Below are 22,732 nucleotides of genomic sequence, written 5' to 3' on the forward strand. Positions count from 1 at the left end.
GATACCGACTAAATAACACTTTGTCGGTATCCCCTTAAATCTTTAACAAAAGTCGTGAATTGTCATAATTCAACCTCGCAAAGGTATCTTTCATTAAAATTAACCTTATCGCCTAAAAGGTATATACTAAAGTTAGTCATATCAATTTCAACATCGTAGTCTTTATATTACTGGTGTGAATATTTTAGTATTAGGGTATTGATTTATATAGGGTTAAAAATTGAAAGAGGTGATTACGATGCAGGTGAAAAAACGATTTCAAAATACGTTTGACGGCATTATAAAAGCTACCAACCGTTATCCGTTAACGTTTGTTTTACTTTTAGCTGCTGCCGTTACTAGTGGAATCATAATCCAGCGGGATGTGGATCATTATGTACAGTATTTAGTAACCTTTTTAATAGGTGCGCTATTAAGCGTAGTTGCACAACAGATTTACGAACGCTTCTTTACGAAGGAGAGCGGACGCCTACTGCTAATGGTCGGTGCTTTAGTTTTAGCGGGCGCATACTTTTTCGCAATATACCCCGATGATACGTTCAATTTGGAAACGGGTATAAAAACAGGGGTCACAGTGTTTGCGCTTCTCATGGCATTCATATGGATACCTTCTATTAAAAGTAAAATGACCTTTAATGAAAGTTTTATGGCAACATTTAAAGCTATTTTTATTACATTCCTTTTTACAGGAATAATTGCTGGCGGCATTAGTTTAATCATTTTTGCAGTCGATAATCTATTGTTTTCTGTAGCTAATAATACGATTCCACATACATTAAATATCGTCTTTACTTTATTTGCTCCAATCTTTTTTCTATCCTTTACACCGCCTTACTTCGGGAAAAAGGATACAGATTTAACAACTGAGCAATTGACGCTGCGAGAGGAAAAGATTCAAAGAGCTGTTAGTTGTCCTAACTATTTAAGTATCTTAATTTCTTATATTATTATTCCGTTAACTGCCTTGTATACGGTCATTCTTCTAGCTTACATTCTACTGAATATCGGCGGGGATTTCTGGACGAAGAACCTATTAGAACCACTTTTGGTATCGTATGCAATTACAGTTATTGTAGTTTATATTTTAGCGAGTCACCTCGATAATAAATTCGCACACTTCTTTAGAAAAGTATTTCCTAAAGTATTGATACCGATTGTTTTATTTCAAACGATCGCATCTATTGTTAAAATTAGTGAAATGGGCATTACGTACGGAAGGTATTATGTTATTCTCTTTGGTGTCTTTGCAATCATCGCGGGCATCGTATTCAGCTTTATGCCGGTTAGGAAAAATGGTCTAATCGTTGCAGTCTTACTCATTTTTTCAGTCATCTCGATTATGCCACCAGTTGATGCATTTACGGTAAGCCGTACGAATCAAATCAGCTTGCTGAAAGGAACACTGTTAGAAAACAATATGCTTGAAAATGATACAATTTTGCCGAATTCAACGATATCTAATGAAGATAAAAAAGTCATTACACAGACGATCGGTTATTTAGAGAATATGGGCTATACTGATGAAATCGATTGGTTGCCAAGTAACGTCTATTATAATAATAACTTCCAAGAAACTTTTGGATTTACACAAGTTTACGATGAAGTAGATGATGGTTTGAATCAAAGTCAATATGCATACTTGAACTGGGATAGTAATCCAGTCGTCAATATCGCGGATTATCAACATATGGTTCATTTAAATATTCATAGTTCAAACGATGAATATGATTCCGAGCAAGTAATAAATATTGAACATGATGGTTCTACCTACAAAATCTTAAAGAGCGACAATAAAAATGGTGTTAGTTCAATTCGTGTAATGAATGAAAATGAGGAAGAATTGATCCAACTAGATACTCAAGAAATCTTCACTAAAATTCTTGGCCAGTACAATGGAAACGAAATGTCGGTAGAGGAGGCCACGATTACTCAGGAAAACGATAAAGTGAAATTGAGTGTCATAGCTAACTCCGTTGATCGATACGATGATCAATATAATGCTGATATCTACATGTTCATCAATATTAAATAAAGCGAGAAGCCTTGTTTGAAATGGTGTAATGCCTTTTGAACAAGGCTTTTTTGTAAGTTTTAGATACCAGTGCAAGACACTCTTCAATCGGTTCACTCATTTTAATAGGCGTTGTCATTTTGGCCATTATTCCTGGCATGTTGGCACGAATATATGCAGTAAAGCTTCAAGACCGAATCATTCGTACTGAAGAGCAATTTCGTTATTATATATTAACGACAAAGCGTCTTGATCCTAGCCTTACGTTAGCTCAGTTAATCGCGCTTCATTTTGCGCCGGATGAGGAATTTGTCAGTTTAGTAGATCGTACATTAGCTGAAAACCTTTCCTCTGATGAAATTAAACAAGCCATCCATGAATGGCGAGCAGATTATAATCGCGTTTAAAATTTAATGTTTCTAATTCAATGAGAAAAGCCCTAACACAAACTCAGATAGTAGAAAGCTGCTTATTTCCAATTAATGAAACTTATCGGTCATTAAGAACGTATCAATATTAGTGCTGGTATTACTCAACTAACGGGCCAGTTAATTGAATAACTCAGTAACGTTTAGTGTCGTGTAGTTCAAGCAAAGGATTGGAGAGTGGTGTATGAAAAGGAATATTCGTCTTTCAGAAAAGTTTCTATTTTTGGGGTACGCCTATATTTTGTTATTCATGATAGTACAGGATTTGATTCCGTTGGGGACATTAAATGACGTTAAGGCTATTGCTTCATTACAGTCCTTTAATGAAACATTGGTTGTTACAATGATTGGCGTAGTGCAAATATTACTTCTAATAGGCGGGATTCTATTTTTCATTGGAAAAAGATACCCTGTTTTAATAAGGATTTGGTTGATTGTTCATCCATCATGTATTTTCTTAGGTGCAATTATGGCATGGTGGGTTCCGTATTTATTTGGGATTGGTGCGGAAGAAAGGGTGGAAAGATACAATGCTATGTTTGGAAATACCCATGCTTTCCTACCTGTCATGAACGGAATAGTTCCGAATACTCTCCACACTACTTTTCATTTTGCGTTATTTGTTTGCATCATTTTAACAGTCTATATTTTTTTAACAAATCATAAAAGGGCAGCCACAATAAACAAATCGGTTCTTTCTAATAAGGTAAATGTAAACTGATGAAAAGGTGAAAAAATCAGGTTTTTTGAATAATGATTTATACCACTAACGGGTGCAATTCTTTAACAAGGATTTGCACCCTTTTCAGTAACAGGGTCATTTGTGGAATAACTAAAATAACGGGCTTCTGTATTTAGACTCAGCTTCATCGTACTATGACATATTCAAATATTTGTTAGGAGGGCGAGTATGAGGTGTTTTAAACATGTCTTAATAGGGATTGCATTTTTAACGGTTTTCTTAACCGCTTGCAGTATGGGAGAGGATAAAGAGACTGATCAGAAAGGAAAACTGATGAAGCCAGAGGAGTTTTCCAGTACATTTCTAAATGGAGACTATGAGAAGGTTTACAGTCAGATGAGCAAAGCATTTCAAAAGGAAGTTTCGTTGAAGCAGCTGCAAGAGTTAGGTAATGATTTTAATCAGGACGTTACCACATATATTTTACAATCGGAACTTCCTTATAATAATGGCTCCAAGCAATACACGTGGACAGATGATAGTGGTTCGAAAGGTATGGTGGCAGTCTTTGATGAGAATGATATTATTCAAGGATTACAGATCATGCCACTCACTATGTATCCGGAAACTGACAATGTGTATACAGAAACAGTCATGCATTTTCCTTTTCAGGATACGTGGTATGTATTTTGGGGAGGTACAAACAGTCTGGTTAATTACCATTATGAATATGAAAACCAACGCTATGCCTACGACTTCGTAATAATGAATGAGGAAACCACCTACGAAGGAGATCCTTCCTTGAACGAAAGTTATTATGCATTTGGCAAGGAATACCTGGCCCCAGGTGATGGAATAGTCGTTAAAATGGATAATAATGTGAAAGATAATCAACCAGTTGGAAAAATGAATGAGGAACAGCCCTTGGGGAATTATGTCATCCTTGACCATGGTAATAAGGAATTTAGCTATCTTGCTCACTTTAAATACGAGTCAATCATAGTAAATGAAGGAGATAAGGTCCATGAGGGTGACGTACTTGGCCTAGTTGGCAATTCGGGGAATTCCAGTGAACCACATATCCATTTTCATGTATCTGATTCTCCGAATCCCACGACTTCCAAAAGTATCAATATTAAATTTGATCGCGTGGCTCCATTTATCCAAGGTGATTTTGTGGAATAAGTTTAGAAGTCAATGGGTTTTAACATTTCTCTATATTCGGGTGCGATTGTTGCACAAATTTTATGCCGTTAACGGGCCATTTAACTGGATTGAGGGGAGGTGTTTTAATGTCAAAAGTCTTACAGTTTTTCGTTTTCAGTCTCTTTATTTTTCTGGCTGGGTGTAGCAGTATTTCAAAATATGATGATAATGAAGCAGTAGCCATTGTAAAAGGACAAGAAATTACAAAAGGAGATTTAAGGTTTTTACACCCCGATCATACTGCCTTGGATTATCTTGACTGGGCAATAAAAATAGAATTGGTAAAACAAAAAGTAGAGGAAATGGACCTTCCTATTTCCGACAACTTAAGTGAAGACAGAGACGGTGGCTGGTTCGGGGAACTGCCTCCTAAAGATACAAAGGATGAAGACGGTAAGGCCATTCGTAGATTTGCCGAATCACAAGCCAAAAAATTAGATATGAAGCCAGAAGAATTCCAACGAGAATACGCAAAAAAAATTGAGGAACAAAATGCTTATTTGGCTACTTATCTTGCAAAAAAGTTAGGAGTGGAAGAGTTTGATGTTGAAAAAGGTATGGTGGAATTTAATGAGGAGGTTGACTATTTATTAGAGGAATTAGTAGAAGAGAGCGAAGATGAAATTGAAGTGTTAATTGAGTGAGTTTATTGCATTAACGGGTGCGATTCTTGAAGAAGAATTTGCACCTTTCTCAGCAACGGGCCAAATAAAAGAGGAGGGTTCACTTGGAGGAAATACTGGAGAGTGTGTACCAGTTTTCAGGTGCAGTTTTAATCTTATGTTCACTTTATTACTATTTTCATTTTAAAAGTATCAAGAAGAAAAGGAAACTGACTAAAGTTGAACTCTTTTTCTATGTCTTAACTCAAATGGCATTTATAGTGTTCGCTGTTAGTTCGTTAATAAAGATTTTAGATAATAGTTATTAAATAAAAGGGTGCGATTGCAGTATAAACGATTGCGTCCAGATCAAGTAAACGGCCATTTTCTTTGGTAAGGCAATTTCCAATCATTGTAATGTGAGGTGCAAGGTGGATAATTTCAATGAGCTACTTCCAAGAGATAAGTTTGATTTTAAAAGGATTAATAAGATTAAGTTGATGAGGAATGAAGACATTATTCCTCTACTGCCTGGTCTTCTTGAATGGATTCAGGATATGAATTGGCCCATAGCGTCCGGGGTTGTTGAAGTACTTTCAGCATATCCACAAGAAATTGTTCCCCATATAAAAAGGGTATTTTTAACTGAAGATGCCGTTTGGAAGTACTGGTGTTTAGAACATATAGTTAAAGACTTGCCTATTTATGAAAAAAAGCTGCTGAGCGATGACTTAATAAGGATGAACGAAACACCAACTAAAGATGAACAACTAGAAGAAGTGGACCAGAGTGCAAGTGAAATCCTATCTTCAATGTAACTGCCTTTTTCAAAAAGTGCCGCATAGTGCTGTTCCGCAATCGGGCGCGTTTAATGAATAAGGGCTGGGCTACAATCGGGCCATTATGTAAAATAGCGCTGATACCGGTTCTATATATGCTACAATGAATGTGAGTTGTCTAATAAATTGAACTTTGAAATATTTGGAGGTCGTACTTTTGTTACTTTATTTTTGATATATCTTCAATCTAATTAGTAAATATTAAAATTAGGAGCTGATATATTATGTTATATAAGAACTCACTCGATAGTATTTCACCGGATATGTTAAAAGGTTTTTTTGAAGGATGGCCAAATCCACCTAAACCAAAAACTCACTTAAAACTGTTGAAAAACAGCAGTAAAGTAGTTATTGCATTAGATGATAAAACAAATCAAGTCATTGGATTTATTACCGCAATTAGTGATGGCGTTCTATCTGCTTACATTCCACTTCTTGAAGTGTTACCAGAATACAAAAATAAAGGTATAGGTAAAGAATTGGTAAGCCGAATGTTAAAGGAACTTGATAATATATATATGGTTGATTTATGTTGTGACGATGACCTAGTCCCTTATTATGAAAAGTTTAATATGACAAGGTCAAATGGGATGGTTTTGAGGAACTATAAAATGCAATCTGGAATTTAATAATAAAGATAATAAAAACGCTTGGACAGTTCCAAGCGTTTTTGTCTATTGAATTCCCATAATATTAACCATTAAAGATATACACTAATAAGCAATCGGGTGCTTTACTTCAAGAAGGAGTAAAGCCTATCTTCTTATTGAACTAAAGGGCAGGTTAGTTGAATAACAGGGTTAAAATAGAAATAGAAAATACCGAACAGTGAGGAGGAGATTTGAATGAAAGATTGTATATTTTGTAATCCAGAATTAGAACCAACCCAAAAAGTCATTTTAAGCAATGAGTTTTGTATGTTTTTACAGTTAGAACAAGCACAAGAGAAAGGTATACACCTTGAAGGTGCTGGGCTAATTGTACCTAAAAAACATAGGGAAACTGCATTTGACTTAACGATAGAAGAATGGAATGCAACTTATACACTTCTTCAAGATGTGAAAAATTACTTAGATAAAATGTATCAACCCCAAGGATATAACCTCGGATGGAATTGTGGCGAGATTGGAGGACAACATATATTTCATTCTCATTTTCATGTATTACCAAGGTATGAAGATGAACCACTTGCGGGCAAAGGTATTAGATATATGTTTAAAAGTGCTGATAATAAAAGGAGAAATTATTAAGCTAACGGGTGCCATTGTTGAACAAGCTTCATCAACTAAAAAGGACGCTAGATGAAGCAGATTAGCAAAAAAAGGACCTTTCGGGTCCTTTTTTCTTTATTAATCTTTTATCAACAATATTATTTCACAGAGCCTTAACTTTAAATCTTATTTATATAGTTATCGCTTTTGTCATTAGTAGATTTATAATTGTTCAAAGAAAAAATAAAAGGTTATCTAAGTGAGTCGATTTCATAATTCCCTATTTTACCTTAAAATACGAATGATAATGGGGTTTTAAGTTTTATTGTTCATTAATATAGAAGGCGTTTCGTTGATTGGAGCGGAGGGCGGCGACTCCGGTGGGAACAGCGCGAGCTGAAAGCCCCGCAGGAACGCAGTGACGAGGAGATTGAAGCCGTGCCCACGGAAAGCGTCCGCCCGAAGCGAAAATCAACTTTGTTCGTATTTCAAGACTAAATCATCTATTATGAAATTAACTCAAGTATGAAAAGCTAGCTTGGATCATGACGAATGCAAAGAAATCTAGAATAAATTTTTTAGAGATGATTAAGGAATGTTATTGTTTTAAGAAATCTATTTCTATTTCATTTTTTCGTGGTTCACGTTTAAATAGATAGTTACCATTTCTAACTGACATCAGGACTTCCGCACGTTCACGAATTGCTTCATAAGGATCTTGTGCATCTAAAACGATAAAGTTAGCTGGTTTACCCACTTCTATGCCATACTCATCGTTAACTCTCATAAGGTTTGCACCGTGGTATGTAATCAGGTCCAACGCTTTATTGATTTCATCGATGTGTGTATAGTGCGCTAAATGGATCCCATTGTCTAAAATGTTCATCATATTTCCGTTGCCGAGTGGATACCAGTAATCCGCAATCGAATCTTGTGCAAATGCAACCGTATTTCCATTTTCCAACAACTCTTTTACTCGTGTTAAGCCACGGCGTTTCGGATAACTGTCGCCACGTCCTTGTAAATGTGCGTTTTCAGTTGGACAAGAAATAAAGTTAATTTGTGATTCTTTAAATAAACCTAACATCTTATTGGCATAACTATTTTCTACAGAACCAAAGCTAGTTGTATGACTTGCTGTTGTATATTCACCATAGTCTTTTTCCATAACAAGCGCATTTAACACTTCTAAAAATCGACTATTCGGATCATCGTTTTCATCACAGTGAATATCAATCATTACGTTATACTTTATTGCCATGTTCACAATACGTTTCAAGGATTCAACACCATGTTCATAAGAAATTTCAAAGTGAGGGATTCCACCTGCCACGTCAGCACCCATTTTAAGTGCTTCTTCCATTAGATCTTCTGCACCTTTATATCGAAAGAACCCTTCTTGAGGAAATGCGACAAGTTGTAATGTAACGATATCTTTCAATTCTTCACGTAGTTTAATTAAAGCTTTCATCCCTGTTAAGTTAGGGTCCGTAATATCTACATGTGTACGAATGAATTGAACGCCATGACTCAATTCTTTTCGAATTCCTTTAAGCGCACGCTCACGTACCATTTCTTCAGTCAATGATTTTTTATTATCACTCCAACGCTGGATGCCTTCAAATAACGTACCTGAAACATTCGCATTTCCTTCTCCTAGCCCGGAAAAGATATAATCTAAGTGTAAATGGGGGTCAACATAAGGGGGTAACACCAAACGACCTTGTAAGTCGATCACTTCATCTGCGTTGTGTAAATCATTACCTATTGCTTTAAACTGACCGTCTTCCACTAAAAATTCATGGGATTCTGGGTCCCCATAGATATTCGCATTAATATACTTTTTCATACTATACACTACTCCTTTATCCATTCTAATACATGGTTATATTAACTATTATAACAGTTGTGAATGACTGCAAGAATTCTTACGCTCAAAATAACATGATAAGCCTCTTCAAGAATCGGGCGCGATTGTGAAAATTATAAGCCTAATTCCTCTCTAAAAAGAGGGAGGAATTAGGCTTTTTTTGACCCTTCAATATTTTAACTATTACCGCTCTGACAACAGGTGGTAAGTCTTGTGACAATCACTAGTAAGGCAACGACAGAAGTGGTTAATGCCTATGAACGTAATCAATAAAAGTCACGCAAAGGGTGACTAATCCCTACTTCAATGATTCTTAATGACAACTTGATCCACATTCAAGTTTTTTCTTATCTTTGCGTTATGGAAGATGATGTCAGCAACGTCTTCGGGCTCCATTAATCCTGTTGCTTGGGACACATCAAAAATACCATCCCAGAATTCTGTTTTCATGCCGCCCATATAGGCGCCGAATACGTGAATGTCTGTTTCTTCTAGCTCGACGAGTAGACTTTCGTGGAAACCACGCATACCATATTTACTTGCACAGTAAACGGTCTCCGTCTTTTTTCCTGCTAATCCAGCTGTGGAGACGATGTTTAAAATGCTGCCGCTATTTTTTTCTTTCATGTCAGCGAGTACTTCTTGCGTACAGAAAATCGTGCCTTTTAAATTGATGTCGATCATTTGGTGGACCGCTTCTTCAGATAGATTTTCCGCTAGATCAAACACGCCGACCCCCGCATTATTGACGAGAACGTCTACTGTACCTAAGTTTTCCTTAATTTTATCGAAAACTTGAGACACTTCTCGTTTAGAGGATACGTCTACTGTGAAAATCGAATGATCTTCGGTCGATAAATCCCTCGTAGTACGCTCCAATTTAGCTTCCGTTCTTCCAAGCAAACAAACGTGATACCCATCTTCTGCATATTTTTTCGCGAGTGAAGCGCCTAATCCACTTCCAGCTCCAGTTATAACAGCAATTTTTTTAACCAACTCAATCGATCCTTTCTACTCTGTATTGTGTTTTTCGCTTTTAATTATTATTACGTAAAATCTTTTCCATCGCTTTTCCCTTTGCTAACTCATCGATTAGCTTATCCAAATAGCGAATTTTTCAACTCACTTGTATAAAATGACCTTATTGAAAATCAATAAGGTTGTATAATAAGTATACCATTTTTGATTTACGAAACATGGATTAATGATAAAACAATGGTGCCAGGGGTAAGTTTGGAAAAATAGGGAAACCATCTACTATTAGGAGGATCCTTTAAGTTGGGCAAGCAGGAGAGGGTGCATGAATTTATTAACAAGCGACGGATTGAGGGAATCTAAAAAATATTAGAAAAGGGTGATAAAGTGTCGGAGACAAAAGATGAGATTATTTTAAGAGGGCTTAAGGAAAATAATTTAAAAAATATAGATTTAAATATCCAAAAAGAAAAAATTACCGTCTTTACTGGTCTTTCAGGCTCAGGAAAGAGCTCAGTTGTTTTTGATACATTAGCAGCAGAAAGCAGAAGACAAATGACGTTGAACTATCCTCTCTATGTTAGAAATCAAATGCCAAGATACGAAAGGCCCCATGCTGATTTGATGCAAAATTTAAGCCCGGTTGTCGTAGTAGAGCAAAGACAAATAGGTGGCAATTCCCGTTCAACAGTTGGCACCTATATGGATATACATCCATTGATTAGACTTTTATTCTCACGAATCGGCACGCCGCGAATAGAGTCTGCCACCGATTTTTTGAGCCAAAGTTCCTTCGGTAAATGTCCGGAATGTAGTGGGTATGGGAAGGTCATTGCGCCAGACCTGAATAAGATAATCGATATGGATAAATCACTTCGGGACTATGCAGTGAAGTTTAAGCCATTATCGCCTTCAGGTTGGCAAGGCAGATGGATGATGACCGGCGGATTATTCGATCCGGATAAACGGATAAAAGACTATTCCGAAGAAAAGTTCCGCCTATTCATAAAGGGTCCCGCGGAAGGCGAAAGAGTTTTTGCACCGTTTCATACAAAAAATGGACCTCAAGATCATGAGTGGGATGGGTTATTGCCAAGATTTACACGCCTTTATATAAATAGAGATATCTCAAAGCTAAAACAAGTATCCCAAGATGACGTCTTGGCGGTATCAACTCAATTCTTATGCCCAACCTGCCAAGGCTCAGGTTTAAACCCTAAAGTATTAGCATGTAAAATCAATGGCTTCAATATAGCAGAATACGATCAATTAGAACTTACAGAATTACAAGAAGAACTAATGAAGATTAAAGATCCTTTGGGGAAGTCTATCGCACTGCAAGCAATCCCACATATAAAACAACTAGTTGAAATGGGATTAGGCTATTTGAGCCTTTCAAGAAAAATGGGCACCTTATCTGGTGGTGAAGGCCAAAGAGTAAAAATCGCTCGCCATTTAGGGGGCAGTCTAAACAATATCATATACATTTTCGACGAACCGAGTGCAGGACTCCATCTAGAAGAAGTGGATCTGTTAATACAGATGCTAAAAAGTCTAAAAGCCCAACATAATACCGTCATCGTCATCGAACATGATCTATCCGTAATTAAAGCGGCGGATGAAATAATAGAAATGGGCCCTGGAGCAGGTGTAAATGGAGGAGAAGTTGTCTATCAAGGAAAACTAGAAGGACTGAAACACTCTAAAGCCGCAACAACCCTTAACAACGAGCTAACAGTAAACAAACATCCAAGAGATATAAAAAGTTATTTTACAATAAAAAGTGCAAGTCACAATAACTTGAAAAATATAAGCTTAAATATTCCCGAAAATGTGCTGGTCTCTGTATGTGGCGTCTCTGGTTCAGGTAAAAGCTCTTTAATGTTGGAAGCATTCCCGGAAACTTATCCAGAAACGATCATGGTAGGGCAAGGCAGTATAGGAATCTCTAGCCGTTCGACGCTCGCTACATATATGGGAATAATGGATGATATTCGCTCCATATTTTCAAGAGAAACAGGAGAACCTGCAGGATTGTTCAGCTTTAATTCCTTAGGAGCTTGTCCTATTTGCAAAGGAAAAGGAGTCACAAAACCAGATGCGGCATTTGCAGATCCAGTGACAGTTCCGTGTGAAGCATGTAACGGAATAAGATATTCAGACGAAGCATTGTCATACCGATATCGAGATAAAAATATAGCAGAGATTTTAGATTTAACGATTGACGAAGCTATGAATTATTTTAACATGCCAAAGATCATAAAAAGAGTGGAAACGCTAAAAGATGTAGGATTAGGGTATCTAACATTAGGACAGACGACAAGTTCTTTAAGTGGAGGAGAAGTTCAGCGTCTAAAACTTGCAAGCTATTTACAAAAAGAAGGTCAAATCTACCTATTAGACGAACCATCCCTAGGACTGCACGCAAAAGATAATGGAAAACTGTTAGATGTATTTCAGAATCTTGTAAACAAGGGTAATTCCGTTATAATAATCGAACACAATTTAGATTTTCTAGCGGCGAGCGACTGGATAATAGAATTAGGTCCGGGCGGAGGAAAACAAGGCGGACATATACTATTTGAAGGCACACCAGAAGAAATGTTACATGCAGAAACATTGACAGCGACATGGTTAAAGGGTGGAGTTGCAAAATGTTTTACGTAGAACTTCTTCCGCTTATTACTAGCACTTACAACCGTTCCTATATAAATTTCGCGTACCTGTGCAAGAAACTATCGTGATTGTTTGTCACCCAGCGTTTTATCTACCAGACTTCGGTTCTGGTGGTATTCAACCAGTTCGGATATATGAACAAACGAAAAAAAAGGTAGAAAAGCTACCTAATACAATTAAGAACAGAGCGAATGCAAAGCTTCCATACGATCGTCTCATTAGCACCAGGTTATAAGGCGGAACGAATCGCCTCATATGTCTGGTGCTTTTTTATACGTTGTTATTAACTTGTCCATATCAATTTACTAACTACTTGCATAAGGAACGCTGTCGAACTCGCAGGTTTATGAGTTGTATTCATGTTCGTCTTGTCGATGGTTGTGTTTTTGTAATAAAGAGTATAACTGATTCTCGGACTCTACATGGTAAATGAGACGTTTTCCGACAATCTTAGCGATGGTGGAATGGTCTCATCCCATGCAGAATTTAGAATCGGGCTCACGGATCAAGAAGCAGAGAAAATGCTTTTCCGGAATACTTCTGTCAAATGAATGCGTCGAAAAGTTCCTTAAAATCCAAGACGATACTGTGCCTTGTGTTTGTTCATTTTCATGAAAACAGACTATGCCCATTAAGCTAGTTGCCTAATGGGTATAGTTTTTTTGTATGTCTAGTAGTTTGATGTAGGGAATTTGAAAGCAAGTGTAAAGTAGGTGTGCACTATTTTACGCTTGCTAAAAAAACACGATATATGAATCCTTTTGATTTGGAATTTGAGAAGGGAATAGAGAAAGGATTAAAGAAAGGGAAGATCATGGAACGTCATGCAGTTGCAAAAAAATCATTGAAAAAACTTCCTTAAATGCTAAATTAAAAACAACATAGTCATCAGGTTGTAAAAATTAGTTTTACAACCTGATTTTGAAAGATTGATATTTTTAAAAGATTAGTCATCTTTGTCTTCTTTATTCTGCTTATCTCTCTCAGTTTTACTTTGGGGAGTAGGGGGAACTTTTTTAACTTCGTAATACTCTTCAGCACCTAGCCCGCCTTCATCAATCATATTAGAAATTTCTTTTGTCCGCATTTCTGATTCAACTTTAATTTCTTTTCTATCATCTTTAGCCATTTCTAAACCTCCCATCTTGATGTATTATATTATGTTTACCTTAATAAACCGATTTTGAAACAAGTCTGTCCTTTGTTGAAAATTAATTAACGCTTTGAATCACGTTCAATCAATCCAAATAGGTTCATTTTCCAATCAATTTAGATTGTCATGAACTCTTTTTTTAGAACTTTCACTGGGGCGCGCCCGTAATGTTTAGAAGTGGGCAATCTCTTTCGGAAGGGTGTTAAGCACTAGACTTTCGCGGATATCAGCAAAGACCTAGTGTTTTTTAGCGTATGTGTTACTAATTGTCCCAATTGTTTCCGTTTTCTCCACGGTTATGATTAAATAGTTATACAACCATCTTTTTCACTCCTTCTTTTTAGGGGGATAAAAGTTTTTTGGTTGGAATTTTTGGTATATTTTGAAATTGATTTGCTAATTGTGAAGCGAATACTCGCGATGAAGAAAGTAGTGTGCCTTTTTTAATGGAGTTACGATGATACAAATTAAAACAGGAAGGGACGGGATTAGAATGAGTATGTTTCCGAAAGATGCAATGCGTGTATTGAAAGAGACGAGTCGTACATTTTATATTCCGATTACTTTTTTGCAAAAGGAGTTAAAGCATGCGGTTGCATCCGCTTATTTAGTATTTCGAGCAATTGATGAAATTGAAGATCATGAAGAATTGGCCAATGATGTCAAATCCACAATCTTAATGCAAGTGAGTGAATTATTTAAACAACCATTTGATAATGAAACGTATGTAAAAATTCTTGGGCGGACAAAAGATCAAATGCCGGAGGTTACACTCCGTTTGGGGGAATGGTTGCAAGCATGTCCAAAAGATGTTCTGCCAATCGTGGCGAACGCTGCGTGTGAAATGGCCACCGGAATGGCAAAATGGGCAAAAGAAAACTGGGAAATCCGAACACGTGAAGATTTGGATAATTACACATATTACGTTGCAGGACTTGTTGGAGTTATGCTTTCGGATCTTTGGGAGTACTATGGGGAAGAAAAAACGGATCGGGAACTTGCTATCGGTTATGGGCGCGGGCTTCAGATGGTAAATATTTTACGCAATGAGAAGGAAGATTTGGATGAGCGTGGGATAAGCTTTGTGCCTGATGGCTGGAGTCGTACAGAGCTGTTCGAATATGCAGAGGAAAACTTGGCAAAAGCAGATGAATATATGAAGTCTCTCCATAAGAAAACGATTTTGTTGTTTTGCCGTCTGCCGCTTACCCTGGCTCATAAAACGTTAAAAGCGATGAAAGAGGGGCGTGAGAAAATGACACGCGCGGAAGTGGAACAAACGGTGGAAGAAGTTCAACTTCATTAAAGCTTGCAATCTACCGTCTGTAACATAAAGTAGCAGCAAAATCTGTAAGAATAACGATGTAAAGGTAGGTGTTGGCATTGACTAATTCAATCGAGCAAAGAAAATCTGAACATATTCAAATTACGTTGAACGAAAAAGTTACGGGGGAGTCGATTTCCACAGGATTGGAGTCGTTTACGTTCATTCATAATGCGCTTCCGGAAATTGCTTTTGACGAAATCTCCATTGAAACTACATTCCTCGGATTTGAATGTAAAACGCCGTTCCTCATCAGTTCCATGACAGGCGGAACAGCCCTTGCCGAGACGATAAACCGGAACTTGGCAGTAGCAGCAGAAGAAAGAGGCTGGGCGTTGGCGCTCGGATCCACCCGGGCGTTACTCGATAGCGATGGACATGCTAGCTCTTTTTTAATGAGGGAGTACGCGCCGAGCGTTCCCATTATTGCGAACTTGGGCGCCGTTCAATTCAATTATGGGTACAGTGTCGAGGAATGTAGGAAAATTATCGGGATAACCGAAGCGGATATGCTTGTCCTTCATTTAAACAGCATTCAGGAAGTGATTCAAGAAAAGGGAGATACGAATTTTAAAGGGTTATTAAAGAAGATTGAACAACTGTGCAACACGCTGGAGGTTCCAGTTGGGGTGAAAGAAGTCGGATGGGGCATCGATGGTCATACAGCCAAAAAGTTACGCGAGGTCGGTGTTGCATTTATCGATGTTGCTGGAGCAGGAGGCACTTCCTGGAGCCAGGTGGAAAAATTCCGCTCCAAAGACCCAATTAGGCGCGTTGCTGCCGAAGCGTTTAGCGAATGGGGAATTCCGACGGCAGAATCCATCAAGTTGGTCCGTGGAATGATTGGGAACCACCCGCTGATTGCTAGTGGTGGGATGCGGACGGGGCTGGATGGTGCTAAGACCATTGCGTTAGGTGCTGACTTGGTCGGATTCGGGCGGTCCATTCTGAAAGAAGCAACTCAGAGCCCGGAAGATGTCCTTGAAGTGATGGAAATCCGGGAAATGGAGCTTCGAATGTCGATGTTCGGAATCGGGGCGCAGACGATTCAAGAATTGAAGAATAACCCGCGCTTGAAGGAACGGTAAGTACAGATTTTTGGATTAAAAATGCGATGTCCTGTTCATCGACTGAGGTCACTGAGGAATTATAGACTTGATTAAAGGCGAATTGCCAGAAGCAACGTTTAACAAAAGATGATTCTAATTTCATTTATTTGTCGTATGAGTCAATCACTTTAAATAAGAAAGCCTTTCGTCTATCAAAAAGTAGACGAAAGGCCTTTTCCGTTTTCATGTAACTTTTTTATTCATTCATTCATCATTCATAATCATATGCTGTGGGAATGCATTTGTTTGGTTGGACACTGAAAATATGAAAGTCCATGGCATAGATGTATTTCCCGCAATCTCACAAGGTAAGCTGAACATTCCAGTAGCAATTGGTTGATCTTGCTCGTAATAGGCGATGGCTGTATTTTGTAAGCGGAAGTTATGTTCCTCATTATTATGAATGAGTACAGTGATGAGTCGTTCATTTTTATGATTTTTAGCTTGCCATAAAAATAAGAAATGAACACCATCTTTAAGGTGCTTTGTTTGTTCTTGAAAATGATTGATGATTTTTTCTCTATCGGCCGGGGCAATCGTTTTATCCCATGCAGATTCAAAATAGAGCTTTTGCATAGTTACATCTCCCTTAATCAATCCCTTGCTTTTTCCAAACATCATTAGCAATTTGATTGACAAGTGATAATTTGTTCCACTGGTCTTCGTCTTCGATAATATTTCCTTCCTCGGTTGAAGCGAAGCCGCATTGTGGACTTAAACAAAGTTGGTCAATGTTCACATATTTCGTAGCTTCTTCAATACGCGATTTTATATAATTAGGGTCTTCTAATTCGGCTGTTTTGGATGTGATAAGGCCTAAGATAACTTTTTGGTTTTTAATAAAACGTAAAGGTGAAAAATCACCGGCACGTGCATCGTCAAATTCTAAAAAGAATCCATCCACATTGACGCGGGAAAATAATTCTTTTGCAATGGGATCATATCCACCTTGATAGAGCCAAGCCGATTTAAAGTTGCCACGACAAATATGTATTGTGATTGTCATATCTTTTGGTTTATTTGCGACAGCTTCAATTGTAATATCCGCAAATTTCTTAATGAGCTCGTCTGGATTAAATCCACTTTCCTCTATTTTTTCTCTGAAGTCATCGCTAAACAAAGCGCCCCAGCTCGTATCATCCAATTGTAAATAACGGCATCCAGCGTCATAAAATGCTTGAATGGCTTCTTGATAAACACGTACAATATCCTCTGCGACAGCATCTAAAGAATCATAAGAAGGATTCGTTAAATAAGGTTGGCTATTGACTACGCCTGAATAAAAAATCATATTTGGTCCGGGAATTGTTTGCTTGGCAACATGGTCCCCAGCGACTTGTTTTAAAAACATGAAATCTTCGAGAGAAGGGTGGTTTTTTGGAAAAGCAAGTTTAGAATCTACGGTGTATAACGTCGCTTTTTTCATTGCCCCCTGGAAAGCCTTAGGTGCTTCAACATCATAAATGCGAATTCCTTCCAATGCTTGAATGAAATCCAAATGCCACCATTTACGACGAAATTCACCGTCTGTCACTGCGCGTAATCCAACTTCTTTTTGTTTTTTGACAAGCTTTTCAATTTCTGCATCTTCCACTTTTCGGAGTTCTTCTTTCGTAATCTCTCCTGCTAAATAGTTCGCTCTTGCCTCTTTCAAAGCATGTGGTCGTAAGAAACTTCCGACGTGATCGGCGCGAAAAGGTCCTTTTACTACTTGTTCCATGTCATTTCCCCCAGTTCATTATGTAATAGTTATCAATGTATTTATAGTAACATATTTATTCAGAATTGAATGCGAGTTAAAAAGATATTATCCCTATATATTGAACAAAATTGTTTTGATTGGGGAGAGCCAAGTTGCTGTGCATAGAAGATGGTGGGGTGATGAACATGATACGCCCATACTCCAGGGAAATTCCGGGTGATTACGGTCATAAGAATGTACCAACGTTGACATACTTTTTAACACTGAATGACAGGAAATGTACTAGTAAACGACAGGTGATTACCATCTCACATCTTCTGGATGATTAAAGTTAAAAAGCCATACGTGTTTTGAATTATCAATGTTATGCTTGATGTACTAATGTGATTGATTTTTAATAAGAACGGTCTTCAACAATCGGGCCAGATAGTCGAATAACTTCTTGTGAAAAAAGGTGATTTGAAATAATTGGTATTAGTTTAAAGAGCATCATAATTGAAGAATATTCGGGAAAGATATCTATAAAGAAAAGGTAGGTGGTTTTTATTGAAGAAAAAACTCTATGTCCTTTTTTGTATCTTATTTCTCATAAATAATACTGTTGTCTTTGCAAAACAAGAAACACCCAGTCAAGATTTTATAAATAAGTATTTTTTTGATGTCAATTTAAATGGATTTAAAGAATTATATACCTTTGGGGATTTTCCATTTTACAATGATAAAGGACAAATTTCCCCTTTAGGTAAAACTGTTTTAAATGTATTAACATCAGATGTACGGAAATGGGTTAAAGAACCAAGGATATATGTGAAAGGCGATCTTGCTTATATACACGCAGTAGAGTTGGATGGATTGAATATTTTATTTACGTTAAAAAAAGAAAACGACCAATGGAAAGTAATTAAAAGGGAAGTAAAAAAACTTCCTACTGTTGGTAGTGAAGTTATACTTGAAAAGGCATTCTTGAGAGCGATTGGACAAGAGATACTGAAGGCGACAAAATCATATTATGGCGAGGAAAGGCTTTTTTATTCCGAAAGAATAACTGATATTACTTGGAATGAAAATGATGATAAGTACAACGTAACAATTCAAATTATTACTTATAAAGGACCGATAATGCCCCCTTTTGGTTTCGATACAATTACATTGCAAATACCAGGTTTCGAAGTGGTAAAATACGAACATAAAGATATTTCGAATATCGAAAAAATGGCTTTAGAAATTGATTGAATTTAAATTTCTGTTTTGGTCTAACGCAGGCATTAGACTAATAACTTATTCTTTTATCGGGTGCTTTAATCGTACAGCATTGTGCAAGAATAGGGTGCGATTGTGGAAGATCAAAAGCCTGATTCCTCGCTAAAAAGAAGGAGGAATTAGGCTTTTTTATCTTTCATTATTTAAAAAAGTACCTCATTGCTAAATACGCTGGCAACAAGCGGTAGTGGGGAAATCGTCATAAAAAAAGCCTTTTCACCCACGCAAAGAAACATGTTCCTTTGCAGAGGGATGAAAAAACTTTTTATGGTACCATCTTAAATTTTCATCACGCCGCCCGTACTTGCAGATGTAACAAGTGCCGAATAGCGAGCTAACCAACCTTTTTTAATTTTCGGTTCAAACGGCTGTAACTTTGATTGACGTTCTGCCAAAATGTCTTCGGCTACTTCAAGTTCTATCGTTCTATTTGTCAAATCAATAGTGATAATGTCTCCATTTTCCACAAGTGCGATAGGGCCGCCATCCGCAGCTTCCGGAGAAATATGCCCGATTGAAATTCCACGAGATGCTCCGGAGAAACGTCCGTCTGTAATGAGGGCCACTTTCATTCCCAAACCACGTCCTTGAATCGCAGATGTCGGAGCAAGCATTTCCGGCATTCCAGGTCCACCTTTTGGTCCTTCGTAGCGAATGACTACGACATGGCCTTCACGCACAGTGCCATTGTCGATGTTTTCCTGTGCATCCTCTTGCGATTCAAACACAATGGCTTCACCGCGGAATTCTTTAATAGATGGATCGACAGCACCGACTTTAATAACTCCGCCATCCGGCGCAATGTTGCCGAATAAGACGGATAGTCCACCAACCGGGCTATGCGGATTATCTTTTGTGCGAATGACTTGATCATTGATAATTGGATACTCTGCCACATCTTGACCAATCGTTTTGCCTGTTACCGTTAAACGATCCGGGTGAATGGCGCCTGGAATTTTTGTTAGTTCGTTGATAATCGAACTTACGCCACCCGCTTTAAAGATATCGTCCATTGAAACATCTGAAGCTGGCATAATCTTCGCTAAATAAGGAACGCGCTCTGCCACTACATTAATATCTTGAACTTTATAGTCAATCTCCGCTTCATGTGCAATTGCCAATGTGTGGAGCACTGTGTTCGTTGAGCCACCCATAGCCATATCCAAAGCGAATGCATCATCGATTGCTTCTTTTGTAATGATGTCACGAGGTTTAACGTCTTCTTTCACCATCCGAACCAATTGTTTAGCAGCTTCTTTAATGAGTTTATGACGTTCATCTGAAGTGGCGACAATCGTACCGTTTCCTGGTAATGTCACACCAAGCATTTCCATCAAGCAGTTCATGGAGTTCGCTGTAAACATTCCTGAACAAGAACCACATGTTGGACAAGCATTCGTTTCAATGTCGAGAAGTTCTTCAGCTGACATTTTGCCCGCCTTATAGGCGCCGACTCCTTCAAATACGGAAGTAAGTGACAGTGCTTTTCCTTCTGACGAAACGCCCGCTTCCATTGGGCCACCTGAAACGAAAATGGAAGGTACATTCGTACGAACCGCCGCCATCAGCATACCCGGTGTGATTTTGTCACAGTTTGGTATGTAGAACACACCGTCAAACCAGTGTGCGTTGATAACTGTTTCCGCGGAATCTGCAATCAGTTCACGACTTGGCAATGAATACCGCATTCCGATGTGCCCCATTGCAATTCCATCGTCAACACCAATTGTATTGAACTCGAATGGCACTCCGCCCGCTTCCCAAATTGCTTCTTTAACAATTTCAGCAAATTTGTTTAAGTGTCTATGACCTGGAATAATATCAATATAAGAGTTACATACGCCAATGAACGGTTTCTCTAAATCTTTCGTTTTAATACCTGTCGCGTAAAGCAGGCTTCGGTGAGGTGCGCGATCTACACCTTTTTTAATCATGTCACTTCTCATTTGCATTCTCTCCTAATCAAATCATTCACACATTGTTTAGTACTTTCATAAGTTCCAAATCGTGTCTGATTATGTCTTGTTGTCCGTAAGTCAAGTCACGAACTATTATTGAATTTATGTCATCATATCTTGGATTTTCAACAGAGTCAACAGTCTCTTTTGAATTAATGATCAATTATAAATAGTCTACTTTAATGTATCCGCTTACATCCCAAATGTATTGCATATCATAATTTTTGTTCTCCCATTAAATTATAAAATTAATTTAGAAGCCTTAGCATTCAAAATGGATGTTAGGGCTTTTGAGGACAGGGTTTCCGCGTGCCCTGAATGCTTTAAAAGCTGCTCAACAAGTGTTTGAAGAACGTGGTATCTCAGTTACAACATCTGACGATTGACTAGGTTCCTTTATATGGTTCTAATCAGCAGTTTTTTTGTTGATTGGAGCCATTTTATTTTATCCTTGTATCTTTTTTTGATTCAAGATATGAGTGTATGTATGCCTCCCAAGATGTTAGGAGAAATGCCGAAACGAAATTACCATTCCTTTCGTCCTTTCTGATTACTCTGGAATGAAAAAATTTTATTATACAATAAACAAATGCCTTTTGTCAACTATATTTTTGCAATATTTCAGGTTATATGGTATTATATAGTTATAACAGTGATTGAGACAGCATTCAATAATCGGGCGCAACTTCTTCCGAACAGGATTTGAGTGCGTTTTTTTGAATTTGAAAACTTATTTTGGTCCCATTTGGTCAAATGAACTTTATTGAACGCAGACCAATTAGAAAATAACAGGTACCAAAATAAATACCTAAACATATTAAATAAGGAGAGTGGTTTAGTGAATTTAATTAATGAATTAATAACTCATAAAGTGTTTGGTGAAGGAAATATTGTGAATCATGAAGAATCTATCATCACGGTTGATTTTAATGAGGAAATTAAAAAATTCGTTTATCCCGATGCTTTTCGAAAATTTATCACACTAAATGACCAAAGTACTGCAAAAACTTTCAAGGAAATCTTTTTGAAAAGGGAAAAAGAAGAAGAAGCACTTGAATTGAAACGTGAAGAAGAAAAAGAGCAACAAGCGCTTGAACAGCAGCGTAAGGAAAAACTGAAGAACCATAGCATTCATGAAAGCTCCCAAATTGTTTTCTGGCTGGACGAAGAAGAGCAACAAAATGTATTTGTCGACTGGCAAGTATCTACTGGTAAGGTTCAAAGCGGAAAAAATGAAGGTCAGCCAAACAGAGCAGCACGTGTGAGTCCGAACAGCGCAGGTCTTCTGACTGCAAGAGGGTCAGATCAACCAGAAACAGATAGAATGATTCTTGGTCTCTACATGGTAAATGAAATGTTTTCCGACAATCTTAGCGATGGTGGAATGGTCCCGTCCCATGCAGAATTTAGAATCGAGCTCACCGATCAAGAAGCAGAGCAAATGCTTTTCTGGAATTATTATATCAATAAGAACTATCCTCAACGAACTTCATGGAATTCCGGAAAGTTTCGTTATTTTGATAATATTTGGACGGCTCAAATCTTAAAAGATATTATTGCATTAAAAACGGATGAAGAGCAAATCAAAGAAGCTCAAAACTTTCTCGAATACTTCTGTCAAATGAATGCCCTTGACATGGATAACATCCCAGAGGCGAGCGGTGCTTTAAAGCAGTAATAATCAGATGACATTAAAATACAAGGCGATACTGTGCCTTGTGTTTGT

At 37.6% G+C, this 22,732-nt stretch carries 19 protein-coding genes and 1 pseudogene; 13 read left to right on the forward strand and 7 right to left on the reverse strand.

Translation table 11 applies throughout. The features are described 5' to 3' along the window. Positions 1–238 precede the first annotated feature (238 nt). From KSU66_RS15490 to KSU66_RS15525, 8 genes are all read left to right on the forward strand, one after another. Complete coding sequence (locus KSU66_RS15490) at positions 239–2,032, forward strand: DUF4153 domain-containing protein (RefSeq protein WP_269052381.1); 1,794 nt, start codon at positions 239–241, stop codon at positions 2,030–2,032. 86 nt (positions 2,033–2,118) lie between these two features. Beyond that, positions 2,119–2,418, forward strand: coding sequence for a DUF6526 family protein (locus KSU66_RS15495; RefSeq protein ID WP_443028998.1), 300 nt, complete (start codon positions 2,119–2,121; stop codon positions 2,416–2,418). A gap of 205 nt (positions 2,419–2,623) precedes the next feature. Then, positions 2,624–3,160 carry a hypothetical protein gene (locus KSU66_RS15500; RefSeq protein WP_269052382.1) on the forward strand — a complete coding sequence of 179 codons (537 nt, stop codon included), beginning with the start codon at positions 2,624–2,626 and terminating at the stop codon, positions 3,158–3,160. Positions 3,161–3,349: 189 nt separating this feature from the next. Next, entirely contained in the window at positions 3,350–4,306 is a 957-nt protein-coding gene (locus KSU66_RS15505) for a M23 family metallopeptidase (protein WP_269052383.1), read from the forward strand. 107 nt (positions 4,307–4,413) lie between these two features. After that, positions 4,414–4,971 (forward strand): hypothetical protein, encoded by a 558-nt coding sequence (locus tag KSU66_RS15510; RefSeq protein ID WP_269052384.1) that lies wholly within the window; start codon positions 4,414–4,416, stop codon positions 4,969–4,971. A 389-nt stretch (positions 4,972–5,360) separates the two neighbouring features. Next, positions 5,361–5,747 (forward strand): DUF5071 domain-containing protein, encoded by a 387-nt coding sequence (locus tag KSU66_RS15515; RefSeq protein WP_269052385.1) that lies wholly within the window; start codon positions 5,361–5,363, stop codon positions 5,745–5,747. 245 nt (positions 5,748–5,992) lie between these two features. Continuing rightward, positions 5,993–6,397: a GNAT family N-acetyltransferase gene (locus KSU66_RS15520; protein WP_269052386.1), complete on the forward strand. Its 405-nt coding sequence runs from the start codon at positions 5,993–5,995 to the stop codon at positions 6,395–6,397. A gap of 216 nt (positions 6,398–6,613) precedes the next feature. Then, positions 6,614–7,018 (forward strand): HIT family protein, encoded by a 405-nt coding sequence (locus tag KSU66_RS15525; protein WP_269052387.1) that lies wholly within the window; start codon positions 6,614–6,616, stop codon positions 7,016–7,018. A gap of 559 nt (positions 7,019–7,577) precedes the next feature. Here the strand turns inward: KSU66_RS15525 and KSU66_RS15530 are convergent. The 3 genes and pseudogenes from KSU66_RS15530 to KSU66_RS15540 all read right to left on the reverse strand — a co-directional run. Continuing rightward, complete coding sequence (locus KSU66_RS15530) at positions 7,578–8,828, reverse strand: amidohydrolase family protein (protein ID WP_269052388.1); 1,251 nt, start codon at positions 8,826–8,828, stop codon at positions 7,578–7,580. A gap of 324 nt (positions 8,829–9,152) precedes the next feature. Next, on the reverse strand, positions 9,153–9,845 hold the full coding sequence (locus KSU66_RS15535) for an SDR family oxidoreductase (protein WP_269052389.1): 693 nt from the start codon (positions 9,843–9,845) through the stop codon (positions 9,153–9,155). 40 nt (positions 9,846–9,885) lie between these two features. Then, positions 9,886–9,966: pseudogene (locus KSU66_RS15540) on the reverse strand (DUF2200 family protein); the annotation flags it as partial. Between the two features lie 245 nt (positions 9,967–10,211). On the opposite strand from KSU66_RS15540, the gene KSU66_RS15545 reads away from it, so the two are divergent. Further along, the gene (locus KSU66_RS15545) at positions 10,212–12,491 is read left to right on the forward strand and encodes an ATP-binding cassette domain-containing protein (protein ID WP_269052390.1); all 2,280 of its coding nucleotides are present in this window, start codon (positions 10,212–10,214) and stop codon (positions 12,489–12,491) included. Between the two features lie 955 nt (positions 12,492–13,446). Here the strand turns inward: KSU66_RS15545 and KSU66_RS15550 are convergent. Then, on the reverse strand, positions 13,447–13,629 hold the full coding sequence (locus KSU66_RS15550) for a hypothetical protein (RefSeq protein ID WP_269052391.1): 183 nt from the start codon (positions 13,627–13,629) through the stop codon (positions 13,447–13,449). A gap of 481 nt (positions 13,630–14,110) precedes the next feature. Between KSU66_RS15550 and KSU66_RS15555 the strand changes: the two genes are divergently transcribed. Together KSU66_RS15555 and fni are read left to right on the forward strand one after the other, a co-directional pair. Continuing rightward, positions 14,111–14,959 (forward strand): squalene/phytoene synthase family protein, encoded by an 849-nt coding sequence (locus KSU66_RS15555; RefSeq protein ID WP_443028994.1) that lies wholly within the window; start codon positions 14,111–14,113, stop codon positions 14,957–14,959. Positions 14,960–15,036: 77 nt separating this feature from the next. Beyond that, positions 15,037–16,065: a type 2 isopentenyl-diphosphate Delta-isomerase gene (gene fni, locus KSU66_RS15560; protein WP_269052392.1), complete on the forward strand. Its 1,029-nt coding sequence runs from the start codon at positions 15,037–15,039 to the stop codon at positions 16,063–16,065. 225 nt (positions 16,066–16,290) lie between these two features. On the opposite strand, the gene KSU66_RS15565 is transcribed toward fni, so the two are convergent. Further along, positions 16,291–16,662, reverse strand: coding sequence for an SLAP domain-containing protein (locus KSU66_RS15565; protein ID WP_269052393.1), 372 nt, complete (start codon positions 16,660–16,662; stop codon positions 16,291–16,293). A 13-nt stretch (positions 16,663–16,675) separates the two neighbouring features. After that, positions 16,676–17,806, reverse strand: coding sequence for a 5-methyltetrahydropteroyltriglutamate--homocysteine S-methyltransferase (locus KSU66_RS15570; RefSeq protein ID WP_269052394.1), 1,131 nt, complete (start codon positions 17,804–17,806; stop codon positions 16,676–16,678). A 528-nt stretch (positions 17,807–18,334) separates the two neighbouring features. Here KSU66_RS15570 and KSU66_RS15575 point away from each other — a divergent pair. Beyond that, entirely contained in the window at positions 18,335–19,021 is a 687-nt protein-coding gene (locus KSU66_RS15575; protein WP_269052395.1) for a DUF3888 domain-containing protein, read from the forward strand. A 305-nt stretch (positions 19,022–19,326) separates the two neighbouring features. Here KSU66_RS15575 and ilvD read toward each other — a convergent pair whose 3' ends face one another. Then, positions 19,327–20,994 (reverse strand): dihydroxy-acid dehydratase, encoded by a 1,668-nt coding sequence (gene ilvD, locus KSU66_RS15580; RefSeq protein WP_269052396.1) that lies wholly within the window; start codon positions 20,992–20,994, stop codon positions 19,327–19,329. An 850-nt stretch (positions 20,995–21,844) separates the two neighbouring features. On the opposite strand from ilvD, the gene KSU66_RS15585 reads away from it, so the two are divergent. Then, positions 21,845–22,684 carry a malate synthase gene (locus KSU66_RS15585; protein ID WP_269052397.1) on the forward strand — a complete coding sequence of 280 codons (840 nt, stop codon included), beginning with the start codon at positions 21,845–21,847 and terminating at the stop codon, positions 22,682–22,684. Positions 22,685–22,732 lie beyond the last annotated feature (48 nt).

This window comes from Sporosarcina sp. G11-34, assembly GCF_026931025.1.